19 protein-coding genes are annotated in these 21,040 nt (G+C 51.5%); 9 read left to right on the forward strand and 10 right to left on the reverse strand.

Annotated elements, in window-relative coordinates; translation table 11 throughout:
• Window positions 1–19 precede the first annotated feature (19 nt).
• From NK662_RS05965 to msrA, 5 genes are all read right to left on the reverse strand, one after another.
• Window positions 20–2,284, reverse strand: a complete 2,265-nt coding sequence (locus NK662_RS05965) for a helicase C-terminal domain-containing protein (protein ID WP_254757985.1) — start codon at window positions 2,282–2,284, stop codon at window positions 20–22.
• A 61-nt stretch (window positions 2,285–2,345) separates the two neighbouring features.
• On the reverse strand, window positions 2,346–5,285 hold the full coding sequence (locus NK662_RS05970; RefSeq protein WP_254757986.1) for an ATP-binding protein: 2,940 nt from the start codon (window positions 5,283–5,285) through the stop codon (window positions 2,346–2,348).
• Window positions 5,282–6,370, reverse strand: coding sequence for an HD domain-containing phosphohydrolase (locus NK662_RS05975; protein WP_254757987.1), 1,089 nt, complete (start codon window positions 6,368–6,370; stop codon window positions 5,282–5,284). Before NK662_RS05975 ends, NK662_RS05970 begins: the two co-directional genes overlap by 4 nt.
• 135 nt (window positions 6,371–6,505) lie before the next feature.
• Window positions 6,506–6,934, reverse strand: a complete 429-nt coding sequence (locus NK662_RS24315; RefSeq protein WP_438503594.1) for a peptide-methionine (R)-S-oxide reductase — start codon at window positions 6,932–6,934, stop codon at window positions 6,506–6,508.
• On the reverse strand, window positions 6,900–7,442 hold the full coding sequence (gene msrA / locus NK662_RS24320) for a peptide-methionine (S)-S-oxide reductase MsrA (RefSeq protein ID WP_438503590.1): 543 nt from the start codon (window positions 7,440–7,442) through the stop codon (window positions 6,900–6,902). Before msrA ends, NK662_RS24315 begins: the two co-directional genes overlap by 35 nt.
• Before the next feature lie 192 nt (window positions 7,443–7,634).
• Between msrA and rocF the strand changes: the two genes are divergently transcribed.
• Window positions 7,635–8,534 carry an arginase gene (gene rocF / locus NK662_RS05985; protein WP_254757988.1) on the forward strand — a complete coding sequence of 300 codons (900 nt, stop codon included), beginning with the start codon at window positions 7,635–7,637 and terminating at the stop codon, window positions 8,532–8,534.
• Between the two features lie 39 nt (window positions 8,535–8,573).
• Here rocF and NK662_RS05990 read toward each other — a convergent pair whose 3' ends face one another.
• Complete coding sequence (locus NK662_RS05990) at window positions 8,574–9,356, reverse strand: Cof-type HAD-IIB family hydrolase (protein ID WP_254757989.1); 783 nt, start codon at window positions 9,354–9,356, stop codon at window positions 8,574–8,576.
• Between the two features lie 165 nt (window positions 9,357–9,521).
• On the opposite strand from NK662_RS05990, the gene NK662_RS05995 reads away from it, so the two are divergent.
• On the forward strand, window positions 9,522–9,995 hold the full coding sequence (locus NK662_RS05995) for a hypothetical protein (protein ID WP_254757990.1): 474 nt from the start codon (window positions 9,522–9,524) through the stop codon (window positions 9,993–9,995).
• A gap of 30 nt (window positions 9,996–10,025) precedes the next feature.
• Here NK662_RS05995 and NK662_RS06000 read toward each other — a convergent pair whose 3' ends face one another.
• Together NK662_RS06000 and NK662_RS06005 are read right to left on the reverse strand one after the other, a co-directional pair.
• Window positions 10,026–10,718 (reverse strand): pseudouridine synthase, encoded by a 693-nt coding sequence (locus tag NK662_RS06000; protein ID WP_254757991.1) that lies wholly within the window; start codon window positions 10,716–10,718, stop codon window positions 10,026–10,028.
• Window positions 10,718–11,902, reverse strand: coding sequence for a M20 family metallopeptidase (locus tag NK662_RS06005; RefSeq protein ID WP_279663725.1), 1,185 nt, complete (start codon window positions 11,900–11,902; stop codon window positions 10,718–10,720). The genes NK662_RS06000 and NK662_RS06005 overlap by 1 nt, the downstream gene beginning before the upstream one ends.
• A gap of 359 nt (window positions 11,903–12,261) precedes the next feature.
• On the opposite strand from NK662_RS06005, the gene zwf reads away from it, so the two are divergent.
• The 5 genes from zwf to NK662_RS06030 all read left to right on the forward strand — a co-directional run bounded on the left by zwf (window position 12,262) and on the right by NK662_RS06030 (window position 17,711).
• A complete protein-coding gene (gene zwf / locus NK662_RS06010; protein WP_254757992.1) occupies window positions 12,262–13,767 on the forward strand; it encodes a glucose-6-phosphate dehydrogenase in 1,506 nt (501 codons plus the stop codon).
• A gap of 273 nt (window positions 13,768–14,040) precedes the next feature.
• Window positions 14,041–15,192: an efflux RND transporter periplasmic adaptor subunit gene (locus tag NK662_RS06015; RefSeq protein WP_254757993.1), complete on the forward strand. Its 1,152-nt coding sequence runs from the start codon at window positions 14,041–14,043 to the stop codon at window positions 15,190–15,192.
• Window positions 15,189–16,439 carry an ABC transporter permease gene (locus NK662_RS06020; protein WP_254757994.1) on the forward strand — a complete coding sequence of 417 codons (1,251 nt, stop codon included), beginning with the start codon at window positions 15,189–15,191 and terminating at the stop codon, window positions 16,437–16,439. Before NK662_RS06015 ends, NK662_RS06020 begins: the two co-directional genes overlap by 4 nt.
• Before the next feature lie 14 nt (window positions 16,440–16,453).
• Window positions 16,454–17,026, forward strand: coding sequence for a hypothetical protein (locus tag NK662_RS06025; protein WP_254757995.1), 573 nt, complete (start codon window positions 16,454–16,456; stop codon window positions 17,024–17,026).
• Window positions 16,986–17,711 (forward strand): ABC transporter ATP-binding protein, encoded by a 726-nt coding sequence (locus NK662_RS06030; protein WP_368736052.1) that lies wholly within the window; start codon window positions 16,986–16,988, stop codon window positions 17,709–17,711. The genes NK662_RS06025 and NK662_RS06030 overlap by 41 nt, the downstream gene beginning before the upstream one ends.
• Before the next feature lie 45 nt (window positions 17,712–17,756).
• On the opposite strand, the gene gnd is transcribed toward NK662_RS06030, so the two are convergent.
• The gene (gnd, locus tag NK662_RS06035; protein ID WP_254757996.1) at window positions 17,757–19,166 is read right to left on the reverse strand and encodes an NADP-dependent phosphogluconate dehydrogenase; all 1,410 of its coding nucleotides are present in this window, start codon (window positions 19,164–19,166) and stop codon (window positions 17,757–17,759) included.
• 84 nt (window positions 19,167–19,250) lie between these two features.
• Complete coding sequence (locus NK662_RS06040; RefSeq protein ID WP_254757997.1) at window positions 19,251–19,862, reverse strand: class I SAM-dependent methyltransferase; 612 nt, start codon at window positions 19,860–19,862, stop codon at window positions 19,251–19,253.
• A 182-nt stretch (window positions 19,863–20,044) separates the two neighbouring features.
• Between NK662_RS06040 and NK662_RS06045 the strand changes: the two genes are divergently transcribed.
• Together NK662_RS06045 and NK662_RS06050 are read left to right on the forward strand one after the other, a co-directional pair.
• The gene (locus tag NK662_RS06045; RefSeq protein ID WP_254757998.1) at window positions 20,045–20,500 is read left to right on the forward strand and encodes a YsnF/AvaK domain-containing protein; all 456 of its coding nucleotides are present in this window, start codon (window positions 20,045–20,047) and stop codon (window positions 20,498–20,500) included.
• A gap of 59 nt (window positions 20,501–20,559) precedes the next feature.
• Window positions 20,560–20,922: a YsnF/AvaK domain-containing protein gene (locus tag NK662_RS06050; protein ID WP_254757999.1), complete on the forward strand. Its 363-nt coding sequence runs from the start codon at window positions 20,560–20,562 to the stop codon at window positions 20,920–20,922.
• The last annotated feature ends 118 nt before the right edge of the window (window positions 20,923–21,040 follow it).

A 21,040-nucleotide genomic window follows, 5' to 3' on the forward strand; every position in this document is an offset into this window, starting at 1 on the left:
CAGCCCTCCAGGTTTTATTTTAGGATTGCCGCAGCAGAGAGAAATGCCGCCATTCCTCCGGCAGCAACTGCTGGTATTTCTGCTGTAAGAACCGGTCATCAATGAGCAGGATGCGCCCAGTGTCTGTTTCCGAGCGAATGAGGCGGCCGCCCGCCTGCAGCACCTTATTCATGCCGGGGAAGACATAGGCGTAATCATAGCCATTCCTGCCGGTCTCCTGAAAATAGTCCCTGATGATATTCCGCTCCATGCCAAGCTGCGGCAAGCCGACGCCGATGACCGCCACACCGTTCAGCCGGTCGCCCTTGAGGTCAATTCCCTCGGAGAAAATGCCGCCAAGCACCGCGAAGCCAACCAGGGGTTCCTCCGGATTCTCCTGAAAGGCCGCCAGAAATTCCTCCCGCTGCCCTGTATCCATGCTGCTTTGCTGTACCAGAGTGCGGGTATCCGGCTGCAGCGCCAGAAACTCTTCATAGACATCCCGCAGGTATTGGTAGGACGGGAAAAAGATCAGATAATTTCCTTTACCTACAAACGCCGCCAAGCTCCGGGCAATCATCCCTTTCGTTTGTTCCCTGTCCTGATATCTCGTGGACAGCGGCAGAATCTCCACCTGCAGCTGCTCTGAACGGAAGGGGGAGGGGATGGAGACAACAAAGTCCTCCGGCACCGCTCCGAGCATGTCCTCATAATAGGAGAGGGGCGTCAGCGTCGCTGAGAAATAAATCTTGGAACGATATCCCTTGCCTGCCTTCCGCAGCAGGTGGGAAGGGTCCAGGCAAAACAGCTTGACCTTGACCTCGCTTCTTTCACATTCCGCATAAGCCACATACCTTTTGTCAAACAAGCCGGCTGTCTGCACAAAGTCACGCGCTGCAAAATAAGCATCCAGCAGCTCGGCCGGCTGTGTGCGCTGCAGCTCCTCCTCAGCGCATGCCACGAACGCTTCCACGGCCTCCACAAGCTCCTGCGGCACCTCTTTCCATATGTGCACAGGCTGCTTGCGGATGGCGATACAGGCATCGTTCACCTTGCCCGAAGCCGCATGCAATTCTGGATTCACTCCCTTAAACATCCGCTTCAGCTGCAGGAAATCCGATTTTTGCAGGACGGCGGAAAACATCTCCCTGGCCCGCTCCGGCAGGTTATGTGCCTCATCCACAAGGAGGGCTGTCTGCCGCTTTTGCTCCTCCAGCAGGCGCTTCAGGGACACGCGGGGGTCGAAGATATAGTTATAGTCGCAAATCACAAGGTCGGAGGCATAGGCCAGGTCCAAGGAAAATTCAAACGGGCAAACCCGGTGCTTGCGGGCATACTGCTCAATGACAGGGCGGGTCAGCATGATTTCTCCGCTTAAAATATCCAATATCGCGCCATTGATCCGATCGTAATAGCCGTCCGCAAACTCGCAATGCTCCTGCTTGCAGATTGTCTCCTCCTTCAGGCATGCCTGATCCTTCGCTGTAATCGTCACGCTCCGAGCCTGTAACCCGTTTCGCTGCAGCAACTGCACGGCTTCCTCTGCGGCTGTCCGCGTCGTGGTCCGTGCGGTCAAGTAGAAGATGCGCTGCAGGTGCCCTTCGCCGATTGCCTTTACCGCCGGAAACAGGGTGGATATCGTCTTCCCGATGCCGGTCGGCGCTTTGGCGAACAGACTTCGCTTCTCTTGGATGCTTTTATAGGCCGCTCCTGCAAGGCGCCGCTGCCCGGCACGGTAGGAGGGAAAAGGGAATGGCAGCCCGGCAATGCTTGCGGTCCGCTGCTGTCTATACTTTGCCTGCATGGAAGCATAAGGGGCATACCGGCAGATTAGATCCAATATGTAACACTCCAGCTCAGGCAGGCTCATGCTCCGCCGAAACTGCTTTTGCATGTCCGTTGCTGTATGGATATAAGTGAGCTGGACAATCATGGAGTCCTGCCCGTATTCCTTCGCATACATATAGGCATAGCAGATGGCCTGCGCCCAGTGAACCGGATAGGTATCCTCCGCGATGCCCGCAAGCTCCCGCTTTGTGGACTTGATTTCATCGATCATCATGCCGCCGTCTATTTGCAGGAGGCCGTCACATCTTCCCTCCAAAGCATACAAGAGCCCCTCATATTCAATCTCGGCATACAGGAACACTTCCTTCTGGTCTCCTGCTCCGTAGGTCTGCTGAATTCTTTGATGCGCCTTCGTCCCCTCAACCAGGGCTGCAGCCGTCTGAAAGCCGGATTCAATGCTGCCGCTCCGAAATATGTACTCAGCCAGTGCCCGTGCTGAGATTGCAACCTTTTCCATATACGTCCCTCCCTCTGACTCCCCCCATTATAACAAAGAAAAGGACCGGCTCCCGCCGATCCTACGCTTGTAATGCATCTCTGATTGTCTGGAGCAGCTCCCGCACCCGGAGCGGCTTCGTCAGATAGGCATAGAAGCCCATCTGCATGCCTCTTTCTATATCCTGCGGCATGGCATTGGCGCTGACGGCAATGACCGGAATATCCTTTGTCCGGCCATCCAGCTTCATGTGCTGCAGAATTTCAAAGCCGTCTATATCCGGCAAATGGATATCTGTTAAAATCACATCCGGCAGCTGCTGTTCTATGAGCTGCAGCCCTTCCCAGCCGCTCTTTGCCCCAATCAGCTCCAGGTCCGGCTGTCCTTTTAAAATTCTATCCACCAGCCGCATGTTATGGTCTGTATCCTCAATGTACAGAATACGGTACACGGTTCCTTTGCTGATTGGCGCAGCCAGGGCATCCTCCTGCTCAGCCGGCGGTTGCTCCTGCTTTTGCTGCAGCGGCAGTTCAATCCAGAAGGTGCTTCCAACACCCTCCTCGCTTTCCACACCGATGGAGCCGCCCATCAGCTGGATGAGCTGCTTGGAAACGGTGAGGCCGATGCCTGTCCCCTCAACGAAGCGGTCATCATGCGTATAGCGCTGGAACGGCTCGAAGATTCGCTCCTGATCCTGCAGCGGAACGCCGTAGCCCGTGTCGGCCACAGATACCCGCATTCTCGTTCCATCCATAACTTCACTGCGGATTTCAATGCTTCCCTGCTCACGGTTGTACTTCACTGCATTCGACAGCAGGTTGAGCAGCACCTGCTTCAGCTTCACTTCATTTGCCTGTACATACAGTGCCTCTTGTCCTGCAGCACTCTCGGCAATGGCAATTCCCCGTTTTTGGGCCAAAGGCTGAATGAGCTTTTTGCACTCAGCCATCAGACTGCAATAGTCCACCGGCTCGAGCTCAAGGGAAACCTTACCCGCCTCAATCTTGGCTAAATCCAGAATTTCATTAATTAAATCCAGAAGATGATTGCCGGCTTTGTAAATTTCGGTGACACTCTCCTTCTGGCCCTCCTGCAGCGGCTCAAGCGGGTCCATCTCCAGGATTTGGGCAAATCCCAAAATCGCATTCAAAGGAGTGCGCAGCTCATGGCTCATTTGGGACAAGAACTGGGACTTTGCCCGATTGGCTTTCTCTGCTTCCTCCTTTGCCTGAAGGAGGGCCAATTGGGCTTTTCTCTGCTCTGTGGTTTCATGAATCACGACTGCGAAATGCATTTCCTGTCTCTCGAGCTGAATCGGGCTGATTCGCGCCTGATAGTACAAGCCGGATGCAGCCAGAGAGAAATCCAATACTTCTGATGAATTGGCCTGGGCCGCAGCTTGGCATTTCTCCAAAATCTTCGCCGCACTGGTCTCTTCACCGATAACCCGGCTCAAGTGCCTGCCCACCAACTCCTCAATCGGGGTGCGGAAGCGATGCTGCTGCTGGGTCAAAATATTGAGAACATAGCCCTTTTCATTTAGAACCAGAATGACATCATCGATGGAGTTCACAAGCGCACGCAGCTCCCGTTCACGCTGCTGAATTTCCGCGTTGGCCTCCAGCAATCCCGCCTTTGCCCCGCTCAACTCCTCAGTCAGTCCGCCAAGCAGGCTTGCCGTTTCCTCCAGTTCCACTACATCGTAATGGTCTCCCTGCAATTCAGGATAATCCTTCCGGTAATCCTCCTCTACAATCCGCTGTAATCCCCGATTAATGGCTGACAGCGCACCTGCCATATGAAAGCTCATTGCTTTTGCGCGGCGGTACAGCCAGGCGAAGAACAGCAGGTAGAAGATCACCAATCCGATGGTCATCCAGGTTCCCACCCGATTCAGTGCCTGATTGAACAAATTAATGTCCTTATACACTTCACTTTCGGGCACCATCACCAAGAGCTTCCAGCCTGTTTCGGGAATGGTTGTCCAGCTCACTACCTTTTGCTCCTTGTTGAAGGTAACATCCAAGGCGCCATCCTGCTTTGTCCGGATCGAGGAAGCAAAAGCATCCGTATCCTTCCGCTTGTAAATGTTGAACTCATCAGGCTTTGTTGTATCCTGCTGGACCGCTTCTTTGTACTGATGGGAGGTAAGCTCCTGCAGCTTCCACTCCTTCTCGCCGGTCTCAGGCAGCCCGATGATGGTGCCGTCCTTCCCGACCAGGAGGGCATAGCCGTTCCACGGTACATGCAGCTTCAGGATGGTCTTAATGATGGTATCAACAGTGATATCAAGACCGACAACACCCTCCAGCTTGCTGCCATTGTAGACAGGCGCGATGCTGGAAGCCATCCAGCCATGGCCGGCAGGGTCAAGATACACATCGGTCCACTTGGTCCGCTGCTCAGGATTGTGGGCAGCATCCGCTTCGTAGTAGAAATTATAGGTGGCAATGTCCATTTTAGACGGGTATTGCTCCAAAACCGAAAAATACGGATAGATAATATTCAAAGAATCATACGTATTGAAATAGATGGAAGCCACCAATGGATCGGATTCCTGCAGGTCCTTCATGATTCCCTGCAGCGGAAGGAGCTTGGCCAGCTTCTGGCGCTCCGGTGCTCCGACAGGCACATATCCGCTGTAGAACACGGCACTTCCGCCGGGACGGCCCGAGGTTGTGTAGTACGCCCCATTGGGTGCGTAGGCAAGCCGTTTCGCATCCTCCGGCGGGATTACAGCCTCCGGCGACTTCAAGGCAGCTTCTGTCTGCTTTTGATAAATTCTCGTCAGATTTGAAACGCCCTGCAGCTGCTTCTGGACTTCTTTGGCTTCCAGACCCACCAGCTCCTGCAGATACACCTTCGCTTCCCCGTGGCTTGCTTCCTGGTTCTTATTCTTGATCCAAGAGTTAGAAGTAAAATAAATTGCGAGAAAGGCAAGTTCAATTACAATCAATGGAATGATGGCTGATTTTGCGTATGCATGCCAGATCCAGCGGAACAGCGTCTTCTTCTTCCTCATTGGTGCACCACCTCTACCGTGCTGTAATTACGCTGAATCTCTTGAATCTCCGGGAATATCCTTAAGAAAATTTCCACCAGCTGCGGGTCAAAGTGCTTGCCGCTGTCCGCCAGAATACATGCAAGGGCATCCTCATCGCTCCAAGCAGATTTATATGGTCTTTCAGATGTCAGAGCATCATATACGTCGCAAACCGCAACAATCCGGGCAACAAGAGGAATGTCTTCCCCCTTCAGCCCATATGGGTAACCCGTTCCATCCCACTTTTCATGATGTGACAATGCAATGGTATACGCCATTTGGATCATCTCCGTGGTGCTGTCCTTCAGCATATCCGCTCCAATCAAGGCATGTGCCCGCATTTCCTCCATTTCCTCCGGATCCAGCTTGCCGGGCTTCAGCAGGATATGGTCCGGAATGGCAATCTTTCCGATGTCATGCAGGGTGCTGGCATGCAGCAGCAGCTCCACCGCCTTCTCATTAAGGCCGGCTGCCCGGCCCAGGGCAGCTGAATAATGTGACATCCTGGCAATATGAAAGCCCGTATCCTCATCGCGAAATTCAATTACATGTCCAAGCCGCTGCACCAGCTCCATTTGTGTTTCCTTCCAAAGGGCTGTCTGCTCGGCCACCTTCTGCTCCAGCTCTTCATTGTTTTTCCGCAGCTCGACATACAACTGGCGCAGCTCCAGCAAATTGCCGACTCGCATCAGCAGCTCTGACTGATTGAACGGCTTGCCGATGAAATCCCTTGCCCCAAGCTCCAATGCCCGGAGCCGGCTTTCCTGGTCACTGTGGGCTGTGATGATTAGAATAGGGAAGTAGTCTGCTTCCTCAATGGTCTCCCGCAGCAGCTGCATCACCTCGAAGCCATCCATATACGGCATGGACAAATCCAACAGCAGCAAGTCTGGTTTATATGACTCATACACATGTAAAATTTCTCTGGAATCCGTCATCCCGTGAATTTGTTGATAGCCGGCCATTTGCAGCATTCTCTCCAGAATACGGACATTGCTCCCATTATCATCGAGAATAAGGATCTTTAAATGCTGCAGCTGCTTAACCTTATTTGACAGAAACAAAAGCAGTCCGCTCCTCTCTTTGATTTTTATATTTATCTCTCTGTTTATTTAAATTATTTCTCATCATCCTAGTATACTCGTTTTTGTCCCCAAAACGAAATAGAGAATCCCCCAAATACCGAGAGGATTCTCATCCTATTTTATCCTGAAAAGGATAATCATATCTTCATAGCCTTCAGCAGCCAACTGTTTCAGGGGGATGAAGCGGAGGGCTGCTGAATTGATGCTGTAATACGCTTGATTGCCCTGCTGCTTCAGCATCCCAAGATAGCCTCCGCTTTCACGCGCAAACAACTCAACACCATCCGGCCGCTTCACACTGGCATCCATTACCGGCCTGGAAAAGCCGGGCCATCCGTCGGCTGTCCGGAGTTTATGCCGGGAGGAGAACAACGGCTCACCCGATATCACATCTACGTATAAGCCTTCTTCCTCCAAGCCCCAATATTCATTTTGGAAGGGCGGCTCTGTTGCCTGTTCTTGCGTCACCGCATACTGCAGCGCTGTCAGCCTCTGCCGCAGTGCCTCTTTATCCCCTGGGCCAATGCTGCTTAATAAAGGCATCACGGCCGGAGCCCTGCCGGTACATCTTATAGCGGAACGGATTTTTCTTGTGGTAATCCTGATGATATTCCTCAGCCGGATAAAAGGCGGAAGCCGGCAGAATGGCCGTTGCAATCGGCTTTTTGAAAACGCCGCTTTCCGCTAATTTTTGCTTGGAGGCCTCAGCCTTCTGCCGCTGCTCTTCACTGTGGTAGAAAATTACAGTTTGGTAAGACTGCCCGCGATCGTAAAATTGGCCTCCCGGATCAGTCGGGTCAATCTGCTGCCAATACATTTCCAACAGCCGTTCATATGACATACGGCTTGGATCGAAGGTGATTTGCACAGCCTCATAGTGCCCTGTTGTTTCTGAGCAAACCTCCTTGTATGTCGGATTTACAGTATGTCCCCCTGTATAGCCGGACACAATCCCAATAATGCCGTCCATTTCTTCAAATGGGGAAACCATGCACCAAAAGCATCCGCCGGCAAAGGTTGCCAATTCAACCCGCTGTTCTGCTTCACTCATCCATACCACTCCATTCTCACTATATATCCTTATTATACACGCATTTCTCTGTCCCTATCATTTCTAGAATGTTTCACGTGAAACATAACAGAAAAATGGGAATGTAATAAATATACAGAAAAATTGTCCGGTTGAACCACTTGAGGAAAGGGGGCTACAATAGCAGGGAAGAAAGGGTGTGGAGGGGTTATGATGAACAAACAGCTTTCAATTGTTGGCGTACCAATGGATATGGGGCAAATGCGCCGTGGAGTAGATATGGGACCAAGTGCCATCCGCTATGCCGGAATGGTTGAGCGTTTACAGGAGCTTCAGTTTGACGTGGAGGATCTGGGCGATCTGTATGTAGAACGTTCACAAACGCAGACGGATGACAGCGGCCCAAAGCTTAGAAACCTGCCCCGTGTTGTCAGTGTATGTGAGCAGTTGGCCGGCAAGGTTGATGACATCGTTTCTCGTAAGCGCTTTCCAATCGTTTTGGGCGGGGACCACAGCATTGCAATCGGCACACTGGCCGGGCTGTCCAAGCACCATCAGAACTTAGGGGTGATTTGGTATGATGCCCACGGTGATCTCAACACCGAGGAGACGTCTCCATCCGGAAACATTCACGGCATGCCGTTGGCAGTGAGCCTCGGGGTCGGGCATCCGCTTTTGACAAACCTGTATCAGGACGGCGCGAAGATCAAGAAAGAAAATGTCGTGCTGATTGGCACAAGGGCCCTTGATGACGGCGAGAAGGAGTTTGTCCGCCGCGAGGGCATCAAGGTGTTCACGATGCATGAGATTGACCGTATGGGGATGACAGCGGTCATGGAAGAGACAATTGCCCACCTGGCCCATACAGACGGGGTGCACCTCTCCTTGGACTTGGATGCCTTGGACCCGCATGATGCCCCCGGCGTCGGAACACCGGTCATCGGCGGCCTTTCCTACCGGGAAAGCCATCTTGCCATGGAAATGCTGGCTGAATCCGGCATCATTACTTCCGCTGAATTTGTGGAGGTCAATCCAATCCTGGATGAGCGAAATAAGACAGCCGATACAGCAGTTGCGTTAATGGGCTCTCTGTTTGGTGAGAAATTAAAATAACCAAAAGAGCTTTCCGATAATGACCGGAAAGCTCTTTCCTCAAATTAAACCAAGCTTCTTCAAGCCGTGCACAACGCCGTCTTCTTCAGCGGTGAGTGTGACCAAATCTGCATGCTGCTTGACCTCTTGTCTCGCGTTGCCCATGGCCACGCCCATGCCGACAAGCGAAAGCATTTCAATATCATTCAGGCCGTCTCCAAACGCCGCAGCCTCCTCCGGCGCAACCTGCAGCTGCTCCAGAATCTTCAGGATGCCGGCTGCCTTTGTCAGGTTTGCCGCATTCACATCACAGGTGCGCATCCCCTCATCGCTCCATCTGCGGAAGTGCAGTTCGGGAATACGCTCTTCATACAGGCGCTCCTCTTCCATGTCACAATGAAGGAACATCTGGTAAATATCCTGCTCCTGCCAGAAGGTGGCCGGCGCCAAATCCGGCTGCCATGGATCGTGCTGGAAGGCTTCCTTCACGAAGGGATGGTTCTGCTCCGTCACCCGGCACTCCGTCCCCGCCAAATAGGTGAGCGGATGCTGATGGCTGCTTGTGTGCACGTGCAGCTTCTCCAAGATGGACTTTTCAATCGGCTGCTGATGAAGAACCTCTCCGCGATGCTCCACATAAGAGCCATTAAAAAAAATCGCGGATGGGATATGAAGGTCTTGAATAATCGGCATCGCAAAGTATGGAGCCCGTCCTGTCGCGACCACAACATGAATCCCATTGTCCTTCAGCTTTTGGACCGCCTGCTTCGTTGTATTTGTAATGCTTTTCCGGTGCGGCAGCATTGTGCCATCGATATCTAAGAAGACTGCCTTGTAGCTCATGTATCCCTCTCCCTTGCTATTCAGGACTCTGGTGCTTGTTCATCTGACCTCTATTTTACCACATTCCCTCACGCTTCCCGCAGAAAAACAATTCCCATTGCTCTTTTTTGGAAAAGCTATTTTATGTGCTATAATGAACCAACTATCATCATTACTGGAGGATCTATGCTTACATTTGAAGAAAAGCTATCTATCATCAAAGAATTCCCACAGCTGGAGCGGAAGGATGTTTCCCTTGGACGAGTGAATTTTCACTATGAGGAAAGTGCTTCGGACAAGAAAAATGTTGTCTATCATTTACATCCAAACGGCAATGGCTTCGTCTATGCCGGCGGGCTGCAGGGCTATGAGAAGGATGACAAAGGCATGGTGAACATCCGGGATTTCTCAGCAGATGAGCTGCGCACCCTGCTGGAGCAGGCCATTGCGGCCCTGGCCCCTAAGTCAACGGAGGAGTCCGCCATTGTTGGAGACCAGCCTGAAGAAAAATGGGTGAATGAGGACGGCCATATTCTCATTCTCGTGAATGAAGACGAGGATATGTGGAATGTCTATGCCGGCCTGAATCTGGACGGCACCTTCAACTCCTACGGTGAAGCGGCAGAGTATCTGGATGAAGAGGGCTTCCGCCGTCTATAAGAACAGGAGCAGGCTGAGCCTGCTCCTTTCTTATTCCTCCAGCAGCGCAAGCAGCTGCCGGAGCTCTTCTTCTGTTACATACCGCCACTGCCCCTGCGGCAGGCCCTTCGCTTCCAGGTTCATGATGCGGATCCGCTCCAGCTTCTCCACCTGATAGCCGAGCGCCTTGCTCATCCGGCGGATTTGCCGGTTCAGCCCCTGCGTCAGGATGATGCGGAAGGTGTCCTCACTGACCCGGGACACCTGACAGGGCTTTGTCTTTGTCCCCAGAATCTCCACACCTTCAGCCATGTGCTGCAAAAAGGCATCATCAAATGGCCGGTCCACTCTTACGATATATTCCTTTTCATGCCCATGCTCGGACCGTGAGATTTTGTTGACAATGCTGCCGTCATTCGTCATCAGGATCAGTCCCTCTGATGCCTTATCCAGCCGGCCCACCGGAAAAATCCGGATGGGATAGTTGACGAAGGAGATAATATTGTCTTCCACCTGCTCCGCTGCGGTACAGGTAATGCCGGGCGGCTTGTTCAGCAGAAGGTACACAGACGGCTCGCGCGGCGGAATCGGCTTTCCGTCCACCAGCACTGTGTCCCCCGGCTCCACCTCATCGCCCGGCTGGCATACCGTGCCGTTGATAGTGATGCGGCCAGCGTCAATCAGCCGGTCTGTTTCCCGCCTGGAGCAAAAGCCGGTTTCGCTGATATACTTATTGATTCTCATTACGCAAGAAACTTAAAGGCTGCATGCAGGAAGGTTTTCACGCCGATGACCAGGGCATCCTCATCAATCGTGAAGCGCGGATGATGGTGCGGGTATGTAATGCCCTTCTCCTGGTTGCCGGCGCCGACGTAGAAGAAGCATCCCGGGGCTTTCTGCTGGAAGGCGGAGAAATCTTCGCCAACCATGCTTGGCTTCATCAGCTCAAGCGCCTCTGCTCCAAAGACCTCTCGCACCGTCTCTTCCACTACCCTCGTTACCTCCTGCTCATTGATCACCGGACGGTAGCCAAACTCGTATCTGAAGGTGTAGGAAGCGCCATGTGCCTCGGTAATCCCCTTTACAATCCGTTCGATGAGCTTCGGCACATCCTGGCGCACCTGCAGGTCAAAGCTGCGGACGGTTCCCCACATGCTGACGGAGCCGGGAATGACATTGTGTGTCGTGCCGCCGGTAAACTGGCCGATGGATACAACCACATTCTCGAGCGGGTCCATATTCCGCGATACAATGTGCTGCAGATTCGTTACAACCTGCGCGCCGATGGCGATGGAATCCACCGTTTGATGCGGGATGCCTCCATGCCCGCCCTTGCCGATTACATCAATCCAGAAGGTGTCCGGAGAAGCCATCATCGGTCCATAGACGACACCGACCTTGCCGGCCTCCAGCGGGGACCATAGATGTGTGCCAATGACAAGGTCGACACCCTCCATCACGCCGGCCTGCACCATCTCCTCCGCTCCGCCTGGAAACAGCTCTTCCGCGTGCTGGAATAGAAAGCGCACTTCGCCCCGGATGTGCTCCTTCAGGCCTGCGAGCACCTTCGCAGTGCCCAGGAGCATCGCCGTGTGGCCATCATGGCCGCAAGCGTGCATGGCCCCCGGGTTTTGCGAAGCAAACTCGAAGGTATTCTCCTCTTCGATCGGCAGGGCGTCCATATCCGCCCGGATGGCCAATACCTTTCCTGGGGCCGGGCCGATCAGCCGGGCCATGACACTTGTCTTCGTCGGCCGGGACAACTCCAAGCCGCCGAAGGAAGCCAAGGTGTCGTATACAAACTGTGATGTCTTCTCCTCATGGAAGGACACCTCCGGATGCTGATGCAAATATCTTCTCCAAGCAATGATTTCCTCGTCCATCTGCTCTGCCAGCTCATTCAGCTGATTCTTTTGCAGCATCGCCATATACATCTCTCCCCTGCTTGTTATTTTCTTGACTGACTTCCTTTCTTACCCTTAAGATTAGCATTATCGCCATGAAATTGAAACTGGTGCAAACGGTAACAACAGCCCTTTGGGCAAACCCTTATACAGATTAAAGTATTAAAATTGATAAAGTATGTAAAAACGCTTATAATCTTGATTTTGAAGAGTATGCTCCCTTGGACAGGCTTTTTGGATGCCGCGACTACGAAGCAGAGGTAGTCTTTTTTTGTTAGGGCACAACAGCTGAATAGCTCCTCTGACATTTCATGGAAAGGTGAGTTTCCTGTATGTTTCGTGGGATACTATTTAGTATAAATTGACAAAGGTGAGGTTTTCCAATGAATATTGAAGCAAATACAAACTGCAGCATCGTCATCTTCGGTGCAACAGGCGACTTGGCAAAACGGAAGCTTTTTCCTTCCATATATAACCTGTACCGCAAAGGGCAGCTGGACAGCCGCTTCGCAGTGGTGGGTGTGGCGCGCCGCGGCTGGACAGATGAATCCTTCCGCGAAAACGTGGCTGCCTCCCTGCGCGATTCCAAGATGCAGGTGGAGGGAGATCTGGAAGACTTCCTCTCTCACTTCCGCTACCTGGCATTTGATGTAACAAACACTGCCTCCTACCAGGATCTGAACACCCTGCTGGGTGAAATGGAACAGCAGTTTGACATCCCTGGCAACCGTATGTTCTATATGGCTATGGCACCGGAATTCTTCGGCACAATCGCTTCTTATTTGAAATCTGAAGGCGTAAAAAATGAAAAAGGCTGGAACCGCCTGATCATTGAAAAGCCATTTGGCCGTGACCTGCCTTCTGCCCAGAAGCTGAATGAAGAGCTGCGCCAAGCCTTTGCAGAAGACGAAATCTACCGCATCGACCATTATCTCGGCAAGGAAATGGTGCAGAATATCGAAGTAATCCGCTTTGGCAATGCCATTTTCGAATCGCTTTGGAGCAATCGCTACATCTCCAACATCCAGGTGACATCCAGCGAATCTCTCGGCGTAGAAGACCGCGGCGGCTATTATGACAAATCCGGCGCGCTGCGCGACATGCTGCAGAACCATATGCTGCAGATGGTTGCCCTTCTGGCAATGGAGCCGCCAATCCGTCTGTCCACAGATGAGGTCCGCAGCGAGAAAATTAAAGCACTTCGTTCCCTTCGTCCGATGACAGAAGAAGAAGTCGCAAAGTATTTCGTCCGCGGCCAGTATGGCCCTGGTACAATGGGCGAAAAGGAAGTGCCTGGCTATCGCAGCGAAGGAAACGTGCCGGAAGACTCCCGTACAGAAACTTATGTAGCCGGCAAGCTGATGATTGACAACTTCCGCTGGGCGGGTGTGCCGTTCTACGTGCGCACAGGCAAGCGCATGGCTGAGAAGTCCACAAAGATTGTCATTCAGTTCAAGGACCTGCCGATGAATCTGTACGACAAAGCAGATGAGAAGAAGCAGCCGAACCTGCTGATTATCCATATCCAGCCTGACGAGGGCATTTCGCTTGTCCTGAACGGCAAGAAGATGGGCACATCCGGCACAGCCACTCCAGTTAAGCTGGACTACTGCAACAACTGTGTCGATTCCCTCAACACACCGGAGGCTTACGAGAAGCTCTTGTATGATGCCATCCAAGGCGACGGCACAAACTTCACCCACTGGGATGAAGTAGCCCTTTCCTGGCAGTTTGTCGATGTGATCTCCAAGGCATGGACAAACAACACAAACGTGGACTTCCCGAACTATGCGGCGGGCTCCATGGGACCTCAAGCAGCAGACGATCTGCTGGCAGAGGACGGCTTCCACTGGTGGCCGATTGCTGATGACAGCGAGTTCTCCATCTAATATGACAAGAGAAGGGACCGATTTGGTTCCTTCTTTTTTTGTGTTTCCTGCCCTGCAAATCCCACACGACTTTCCAAAGCCTCATCCCCCCTTATGTGGAACCTCCCGTCAAATACAGCTGGTCTGGTGCTTGTCTATTTTCCCTTAAGCTTTCATTAAGCTTGGCATGGTAGGATTTAGAAATCTCAGGCATCTTCTATTTTTGAATATTGGAAATATGGAAAATAGGTCCGGCCAGAGTACAGCTCATTATAAAGAGGGGATTGGTCCATTTTGAAAAAACGCACAGCAGCAATCATTCTTTCCTGTTCTATAGGTATGTCCGCTTTGGCTGGATGCTCTTCCAAGCAGACAACTGCAACCGCTGTAAAAACGACAGAGCAAAAGGCAGTGAAAGGGAATCTGGAAATCGGCTTGTCTGCAGACGGCAAAATCAGCCGTTCCATTACAAACTTGAACTTTGAAGTGTCGGGTACAGTGAAGAAGGTGAACGTTCAGCTTGGGCAGGCAGTAAAGGCCGGAGACGTCCTGGCCGAGCTTGACGGCACAGACCTGCAGCTTGCGGTGACACAGGCAGAGAATGCATTAAGCAAGGCCCAGGCGAACTATACAGATGCGGTAAACCAGCGGGATATCAACTTAATGGACTCTAAAAACAAGGTGGCCGATGCAAAAGCGAAATGGGATGCCAAGCCGGATGACACTTCCTTGCAAGCGGCATATGAACTGGAACTGAAGAAGTATCAAACACTGCAAAACAGCAACTCAACCATCCAAAATGCAAAATTGAGTGTAGAAGAGGCCAAAAACAATCTTCAGGAAGCCAAAAACAAACTGAATAAGATCTATTTGAAAGCCCCGCTTGACGGAAAAATCATGAATATCAACTACAAGGTCGGCGAGGTCGTGACGGGAAACCAGTCCGGCACCAATAATAACTCCGCTTCCTCAAGCAGCGCCTTCATGACAATTGTAGACCCATCTGTGATTTACGTGGAAGCCAGCGCGACAGAATCAGATATTTCCGGCATCAAGACCGGCCAGCAGCTGCGCGTCGCCATCGACTCTGTCTCCCTGGAAAATGTCCCGGGTGAAGTGGTTTCCGTCAGCGATATCCCGACAACAGACAGCTCCGGTGTCGTCACCTACAAGGTAACCGGCAAGCTGACAGAGCCGAATGAAGTCATTAAGGATGGCATGACTTCCTTCATCACCTTCCTGAAGAAAGAGAAGAAGGATGTCCTGCTGGTGCCAAACAAAGCAATCTCTGTTTCAAGTGGCAAGCAATATGTCACGGTGAAAACATCTGATGGCAAAACAGAGAAGCGCGCTATAACCGGAGGGCTGACAAACGGCTCGCAAACAGAAGTTGTGGACGGCCTGAAGCAAGGAGAGACCGTCGTTATAGGCGGTGTTCAGAAATGAAGCTAGTTGAACTGCTGCGCTCTGTCATGCTCAGCGTAGCCACCAATAAATTCAGAGTCATCCTGACATCGCTTGGCATCATTATCGGAACCTTCACCATCATTATGGTTGTCGGCATCGGGAAGGCCAGTGAACAAGCGGTGGAGGATCAGTATAAACGCCTTTCTGTGGAAAGCATTACAATCACTAAGGTGCGCGGGCCGGGAAAAGAGGGCACTTCCTCCTCCAAAACGCTGACGAAGCAGGATGCGATGAAAATGTCTGAGCTGCTGAACAATGTAAAAAGTGTCGGCATCAGCACCGGAACCTCCTCTGAGGTTGCCAACGGGCTGACAACCTCCACCGTAAGCATACAGGGAATCAATGAGGCATATGCGGCCATCACACATTTGACTCCCATGAGCGGAGACTTATTCACAGATGAAGATGGCACCATGCGAAATAAAGTAGTTGTGCTCGGCTATAATTTGGCGAGCCTGTTGTTTGATGGAAACGTTGATACGGCAGTAGGCTCGAAGATTATGGTGAAAGGGTCGCCTTACACGGTGACAGGCGTTCTGAGCCGAATTGGCGGCTCCGGCGGCATCAGCAGCGGCCCCGGCAATATGGGAAGCACCTCTGCAGATGACATGGCATTCATTCCTTATGATGTGGCTCTGAAGTACACCACCGGGATGGGCGGGACAAAAGGCGGCCGCGGCGGCGGTATGGTAACCATCATCGCCCAGGCCAATGACATCAACAGCGTGAAGCCCGCCATTGAGGAAATTACAAAGTATATCGGAGAAGTGACGGGTTCCTCTGACTCTTATTCTGTTGTCGATGCGGGAAGCACACTTGCTTCCGCCCAGCAAACCTCCAGCACCATGTCCGCCCTGCTGATTGCGGTGGCTGCCATTGTCATGGTCGTAAGCGGCATCGGGATTATGAACGTGCTCATGGTATCCGTGAAGGAACGGACACGGGAAATCGGCATTCTGAAAAGCATTGGAGCTGCACGGAAGGTGATTCTGCTGGAATTCCTGTTCGAGGCAATCTTCATCAGCCTTTGCGGCGGCTTGCTTGGTGTACTGCTAAGTGTGTTTGCACCATGGCTGCTTTCCTTCACCGAAATCAGCTATCTGGCTTCGCTGAAAGGAATTCTTTTGGGACTGGGCTTTTCCGTTATTACGGGAATTTTCTTCGGCTATTATCCGGCTGCAAAAGCATCCAAGCTGAAGCCGATTGAAGCTTTAAATCATGATTAATAGGAGTGGAAACATTGAAAACAAAACATGTACTGCAGGTAGTTGTACCTTTATTACTGACCTTTACTATAGCAGGGTGCTCCAGCTCGAATGCGGCAACCTCCAGCTCAGGAGGACAAACCACAAGCCAAAGCACCACTAAGCAGGCAAACGGGACTGCTCCAGCCTTTGAAAAGCCGGATGTATATGGTGAAATTGCAGAAATCACAGGAAATGAAGTAACCTTAAAGCTTTTAGCCATTCCGGATATGTCTGCCCGGGGCGCCAATAACGGCACCAAGGATGACAAGCAGGCTCAAGGTGCAGGCGGTGCCAATGGAGCCAATGGCGGAGGCGGTATGCGCCAGAAAAATTATACAGGCGAACAAAAAACAATTGTGATTCCGGTGGGCACTCCGATTGTTTCCATGACACGCGGAGACAGCGGCATGCAAGAGAGTGAGGTCAGTCTGAATGAGCTGACATCCGGCAATACACTGTCCATCTATTATGAAAAGGACGGAAAAACAATTAAGAAAATAACCCTGAGAAAGCAGGGAACAGGTGGTGGCGGCCAAGGTGGCACAGGTGGTAAACCCGGTAATTAAGATGACAAATATTTGCAAGTCTTTTGGCAAGGCTGAGAACAAGGTGGATGTATTAAAAGATGTCTCCTTAACCATCGAACAAGGCGAGTTTGTTGCCATTCTCGGCCCCTCCGGCTCGGGGAAAACAACATTGATGAATTTAATCGGGCTCATTGACACCATTGACAGCGGTGATTATCTGCTTGATGGTGTCAACATCCATGATCATTCAGAAAATGGCTATGCCAAAATCAGAAATGAGAAAATCGGCTTTGTTTTTCAGAAATTCAATCTCATTTCCAAATATACAGCACTGTATAATGTGGCCCTCCCCATCCTTCTTCGGGGCGCAAGCTATAAGGCTGCCAAGCAGAAAGCAACAGAAACCTTGAAGCGGGTCGGTCTCGGTGACAGGACTCACCACCGCCCCAATCAGCTCTCAGGCGGCCAGCAGCAGCGGGTGGCCATCGCACGCGCGCTGGTTGGTGAATGCCCTCTCATTCTGGCCGATGAGCCGACCGGCGCGCTCGACCAGAAGACAGGGAAGGAAGTCCTCTCCTTCATGCAGGAGCTGAATCAGGAAGGAAAAACAATCGTCATCATCACCCATGATGAAGGCATTGCGGCCCAGGCAGAAAGAATCATCTATGTGGAAGACGGCGCCATTAAGCAGGACACGGGGAAACGGGCTGCAGTAAGGACATAGCTTTCCCAAAAACAACAAAGAGCCAGGCATCCGCCTGGCTCTTGCTTATTTCCACTCTGTATGGAACGTGCCTTCTTTATCAATGCGCTGGTACGTATGCGCTCCGAAATAGTCACGCTGCGCCTGCAGCAGGTTTGCCGGCAGCGTTTCTGTGCGGTAGCTGTCATAATACGAGACAGCCGCGGAGAATGCCGGCACCGGAATGCCCTGCAGTACGGCATTTGCAATGACCTGGCGCAGGCCGCCCTGGTAGGATTCCACAATTTCCTTGAAATATGGGTCCAGCATCAGGTTTGGCAGCTCCGGATTGCGGTCGTATGCCTCTTTGATATTGTGCAGGAAGCCTGCGCGGATGATGCAGCCCCCGCGCCACAGCATCGCAATGCTGCCGAAGTCCAGATTCCAGTCATACTCCTTGGAGGCTGCCTTCAGCTGGGCAAAGCCCTGCGCATAGGAGCAGATTTTGCTCATGTACAGCGCTTGGCGCACCGCTTCAATCAATGCTTCTCTGTCCAGAGTAAGCGCCGGCTTGTTTGCCGGTCCGCCCAGCACCTGGCTTGCATATACACGCTCTTCCTTCAGTGAGGACAAGCAGCGGGCAAATACGGACTCTGTAATGACCGGAAGCGCCACACCGAGGTCGAGGGCGTTCTGGCTTGTCCATTTGCCAGTTCCCTTCTGGCCTGCCTGGTCCAAAATCACGTCAACGAGAGGCTTTCCTGTTTCCTCGTCTCTTTTCGTAAAGATATCCGCTGTAATTTCAATCAAATAGCTGTCGAGCTCACCTTCATTCCAGGACGCAAAAATCTCATGGAATTCCTCGGCAGACAGATTCAAGGTCTGCTTCAGGAAGAAGTAGGCTTCGCAAATCAGCTGCATGTCACCGTACTCAATGCCGTTATGCACCATTTTCACATAATGGCCGGCACCGTCAGGACCCACATATGAGCAGCAGGCTTCGCCGTTCACTTTCGCTGCAATGTTCTCCAGCATATCCTTCACTTTTTCATATGCTTCCTTCTGGCCGCCCGGCATAATGGAAGGGCCCTTTAACGCTCCTTCTTGGCCGCCGGAAACGCCCGCACCGATGAAATTGATTCCATTCTCGGCCAAACGCTTATTGCGGCGCACAGTATCCTCAAAATATGTATTGCCGCCGTCAATGAGGATATCTCCCTTTTCCAGGTATGGGAACAGGGAATCAATTGCTTTATCAGTAATGTCGCCGGCATTCACCATCAACAGGATCTTGCGCGGCAGCTCCAATGAGTTGATGAAATCTTCAACCTTATGTGTACCAATTAAGTTCTTGCCTGAGTTCTCCGCCACAATGGCGTTCACTCTTTCTTCGGAAATGTCGTAAAGCGCCACGGAATAGCCCTTACTTTCAAAGTTCAGTGCCAGGCTTTTTCCCATAACGCCAACACCGACAACCCCAATCTGCTGCTTTGGCATGCTGCATCGTTCCTTCCTCTGTATACTACGCTGTATATATTAAAGCATCTACGCGGTAAAGTGAAATTTTTCTTTTTTCATTTTTTATTTTGTGCAGACAGCCACCCCAATGAAATAACGCACGCCCTCACGCGGCTTTTCAAAGGTCGGGCCCCGCTGATAATAGATTTCAACCTCCGTAAACCGTTCAAACAGCTCTTCAAATTCCTGCGGGGTGAGCTGATGTACGTGGAATGGCTCACTGGTCGGCATCCCCCTTCCCCTGCCGAATGGGCTGGACAAAATCAGCTTGCCTTCAGGCTTCAGCATATTATATAGATTGTCCATAAACAGCCGGTCGTCCGCCACATGCTCAATCGTCTCGAAGCTCAGAATTGTATCAAAAGCCCCCAGCTTCTCCGGCAATTGCGGATCTAACGCATCTCCCTGCACATAGGTAACCTTCTGGTGATGGTATTCCCGGCTGGCATAGGCAACTGTTGCCGCATCGATATCCACGCCTATCACCTCATGCACCTCACGCTTTCTATCCTTCGCCACAAAGTGACAGCCGTACCCAGCCCCGCAGGCAATATCCAATACTCTCCCCTGTATATAAGGGGTTGCGAAATAATAACGGGCAATATGCTCAAGAAGCATCCCATTCATCGGCTTCATGAGCTTTGGAATAATTCGTTCTCCGCTCCACTCGAGCATGTACATCACCATCTTCGTCCAATTTATACACATCGGTCTCCATTATAATGCGCTTTCCCAAGGAAGTGAATGAGAGGAAGAGTTTTACTTATAGTTTTGTACGTGAAATCTGGATAGTACACATGCAAAAAAGCCAAGATAGTATTGCACCTTTGGTGACACCAACAACGGGGGGCTATAACATGAGCGATTTGTTCGAACGCGATGGAGAACGTGAAGATATCCATGTTGCTGATGACGGCAAGCTGCAGCTTCGCCAGGAAGAGCTTGATGTGTCCAAGACAAGAGTACGCACTGGTGAAGTCATTCTGAGCAAGGAAATTGTAGAAGAGCCGAAGGTCATGGATGTCCCTGTTATGCATGAAGAAGTGGTCATCGAGCGCCGCACCATGCATGAGCCAAGTGATGAGCCGATCAGTGAAGATGACACGATTCATATCCCTGTCAGTCAAGAAACAGTATCTGTCGGCAAGCATACTGTTGTGACTGAGGAAGTCGCTGCTTATAAGCGTGAGATCGCTGAAACACAGCGCATTGAAGAAACAGTGAAACGTGAGGAAGCCTACATCGAAACGGAGGGCGACCCTCACATCGTCCGCAACAGCGCCCATATTGACGGGGACGAATCGATCCGATAACGGACAAGCATATACACCCCGCTAAGGCGGGGTGTATTCTAAATAAGGGGCGGTTTCCTTTGAATGAAAAGCACACTATTTTACTGCGGGAAGAACAGCTTCAGATTGAGAAAACCCGCAAAGAGCTTGGAAAAGTAAAGGTGCACACAGAACAGGTTACGGAAGAAAAGACCATTACCATCCCCCTCACAAGAGAGGAAATTGTCATTGAGACAGCTTTGCCCGAGGGAAAAATAGAGGTTATGCGCATTCCATTGCGGGAAGAGCAGCTTGAAATCCATAAGCATATGGTTGAGATTGAGGATGTCTCTGTATACATGAAGCAGACAGAAGAACTCCAGCACATAGAAGAAACACTGCGCAAGGAGAAGCTCCGTATTGAAGCAACCGGCACAGCCATTGTCCATGAAGAGCTTTTATAGCCAAAAGGCAAGCCCTGATACGGCCTGCCTTTATTTTTTTATTCCCTCTGAACTGCTATTTCCCCGATGAAAGGTTTCTTACACCAATTTTCCGTTGCTCCCTACAATAGTTATCCTA

The organism is Ectobacillus ponti (assembly GCF_024294785.1).
Classification (GTDB): domain Bacteria; phylum Bacillota; class Bacilli; order Bacillales; family Bacillaceae_G; genus Ectobacillus; species Ectobacillus ponti.